Source organism: Bythopirellula polymerisocia (assembly GCF_007860015.1).
GTDB classification, from domain to species: Bacteria; Planctomycetota; Planctomycetia; order Pirellulales; family Lacipirellulaceae; genus Bythopirellula; species Bythopirellula polymerisocia.
On the sequence record NZ_SJPS01000026.1, the window covers coordinates 1 to 2,502 of the forward strand.

At 51.9% G+C, this 2,502-nt stretch carries 4 protein-coding genes; 3 read left to right on the top strand and 1 reads right to left on the bottom strand.

Translation table 11 applies throughout. The features are described from left to right. Positions 1–13 precede the first annotated feature (13 nt). The 3 genes from Pla144_RS25640 (at position 14) to Pla144_RS24340 (ending at position 1,455) form a co-directional block, all read left to right on the top strand. A complete protein-coding gene (locus tag Pla144_RS25640) occupies positions 14–133 on the top strand; it encodes a zf-TFIIB domain-containing protein (RefSeq protein ID WP_391580981.1) in 120 nt (39 codons plus the stop codon). Positions 134–333: 200 nt separating this feature from the next. Then, positions 334–951, top strand: coding sequence for a hypothetical protein (locus tag Pla144_RS24335; RefSeq protein WP_146453312.1), 618 nt, complete (start codon positions 334–336; stop codon positions 949–951). Positions 952–1,164: 213 nt separating this feature from the next. Next, positions 1,165–1,455 (top strand): hypothetical protein, encoded by a 291-nt coding sequence (locus Pla144_RS24340; protein WP_146453313.1) that lies wholly within the window; start codon positions 1,165–1,167, stop codon positions 1,453–1,455. Positions 1,456–1,852: 397 nt separating this feature from the next. Here Pla144_RS24340 and Pla144_RS24345 read toward each other — a convergent pair. Then, a partial coding sequence (locus Pla144_RS24345; RefSeq protein WP_146453314.1) for a reverse transcriptase domain-containing protein occupies positions 1,853–2,502 on the bottom strand: 650 nt, incomplete at its 5' end.

The window sequence follows — 2,502 nt, forward strand, 5'->3', positions numbered from 1 at the left end:
GCGGCCGGTTAGGATTGATCGCTGTGATCAATGCTTAGGGTGCTGGGTCGACCATGGTGAATTGGACGTGATCGTGCAGGAAAAGCAGACGCTCGATGAAGAATTATCGATAGCACATTTGCGGATGTTATAAATGGTGCCCCTGAGGTTTTGACTGCTAGCGGGGGGCCTTCTGTCTGCCACGAAGGCCGGTACTAACACTTCCTAGGGTTTTCGGTATCTGCCGCTTGGCCAGAGTTGCATGGATGTCCACATTGACAGCATATAAGGCTGAGATTGAGGGACAACGTGGTACTTCGAAATCTGGCACCTAAGAGAAGGAGGGACAAAATCATGTTCACTCACAAAACGTTTGTACTTTCAATTTCAATCATCGTATTGGCTATTTGCTCAACGGCGTCAACTCAACAGCAAAGTGACGAGACAGTTGATCGTGTCTCCCCGGCACCATACAACTCCCCTTCCGAAAACATGCCAGAAGACAATCTCTCGGTTGCTTACGCCCGCGCCTGTCTTAGACTTGCCAATGCAGAGCTTGCAGAGGCTCGTGAACAGAACCGTCTGGTCAATAAATCTGTTGCTGATTACGACATCAAACGAATGCTACTGCAAGTTCGATTCGCTGAACAGAATCTGTCTCACTCGGAGCAAGGCGCAGACTTCAGCCAATCGATCCTGGGACACGTCACATTGCAGTCACAATTGGCAAACCATGATCTGAAAGCGGCGGAAGAATTGCGGAATAAGAATGAGAATCTGATTACCGATGCACAACTTGAAAGACTACGGAGTTACGCGGAGGTATGCAGGTTACGGACGGAGTTGACTAGCGACCCTGTGAGTACTCTGACACTTGTCGACCACTTGCATTGGGAGACACATCGCTTGAGCGAAGAAGTCTTGCAACTCGATCGTCGCATTGCTCGACTCGAAGAAACAACGAACCGTTAAATAGCAGCTATGAATAGAGCGATTTTCTCTAACTGAGACGCGAGGCCGCCTGGAGAATAGAATTGCACTATCAAACTAAGATGTGGCATATGTGCCGCTTCGCCAAAGCCTACCTACATATAGCAAATCTCGAAAACTTGCGCAGAGGCTACGAGGCAATCCGAAATTCGTCGCCCAATTCTCATAGAACTATCGCAAGATAAAGAGTCTCTCATGCAGATAGTATTAGTTATCGCTATGTTTGGGGTGGCTGCAATCGCCGTCACTGCCTGGGCGTGGCATCGTCGGAATATGCCGGTGATCGGTGCATTGACCGCGTTTTTTCTAGGACCATCCTGGGGAGCGTTCTTATACTCGTTGGCATTTTGCACAGACGGGTCGCTGGATTTATGGAGCCTGCTCATAGGCTTCAGCCTTGGAATCGGCGGATTATATGTAGGAGTCCCAGTCGGTTTGTTTCTGGCGGTACTCCAGATCTTTGCTCGAATAGGTCGTCGTTATTGAGGCAACGGTGAATAAAGGCAAATGACGACTGTTTTTCGGAGCTTTCTTGTCGGGCAAAGCTCTCGGGAGAGCCCGCGTCGATCTGCTCTGCCGTGGATGACACAAGTTAGCGTTGCACCCACATGTCGAATCGCAATTTGCAAACAACCGCCAGTATCCCGCACGCTGAGGTGAGAGACACCGACTGTAATCTGGCATAGCGGAAACTGCCCGCGGGTGGACCAGCCGACTGGAGTTACGCTCTACGCCAACTCGCAGAGGTGTACTTCGAGATTTGACACCGCTGCGCCGTGGAAAAAGCTCTTCCAGCGGTCGGACCAGGTGGCCCTGGGTGATTACTCACCCAGGGCTCCCACAGACCCGTACGTGCCCACATTAGAGCATACGGTTCCTCAAATCATGGTTTCGCTGCGTGGCGAAGCTGCGAACGAACTGCGCGCGCCGGAGCAAGTGGGTAGCGACGGAGCAATGCGCAGAATTTCTCCCAATGCATCGAGCGGATGTTGTTGCGGCGGTTAAGCCACTTACGCCATCGGTTCTCGACTTCTTGGCGAAACCGGTTCATTGCTTCCGAGTTCCCTGTAACTCCGTAATACGCATAGTGTCCACGTAGCTTCTGGTTGAGCTTTTGCTGCTGCTCTGCAAGCGACAAGTGTCGATTGTCGTGGCACCATTGATCGATGCGACGAACAGCGCGGGTGAAACGATCCGTAGCAGTCTTGAGCTTGACCACCCAATAGCCCTTCAGGGATTTCGCCCAGTAGTGGGTGAATCCAAGCAGGTCAAACGTGCCAGGACGATCGTCGTCCTTCGTCCGTGAAGACGGGGGACGGAACGATATAAGTTTCGTCTTGGTCGGGTGGACAGTCAGCCCATACTTACCAAATCGTTTCGGAAGGACTTCCAGCACGCGTTCAGCATCGCGAGGATCGCAAAAGCCGATCACGAAATCATCCGCATAGCGGATGAGGAAAGCCTTCCCACGCAGGCGGGGCTTCACTTCTTGTTCGAACCAGAGGTCCAGCACGTAGTGCAAGAACACGTTCG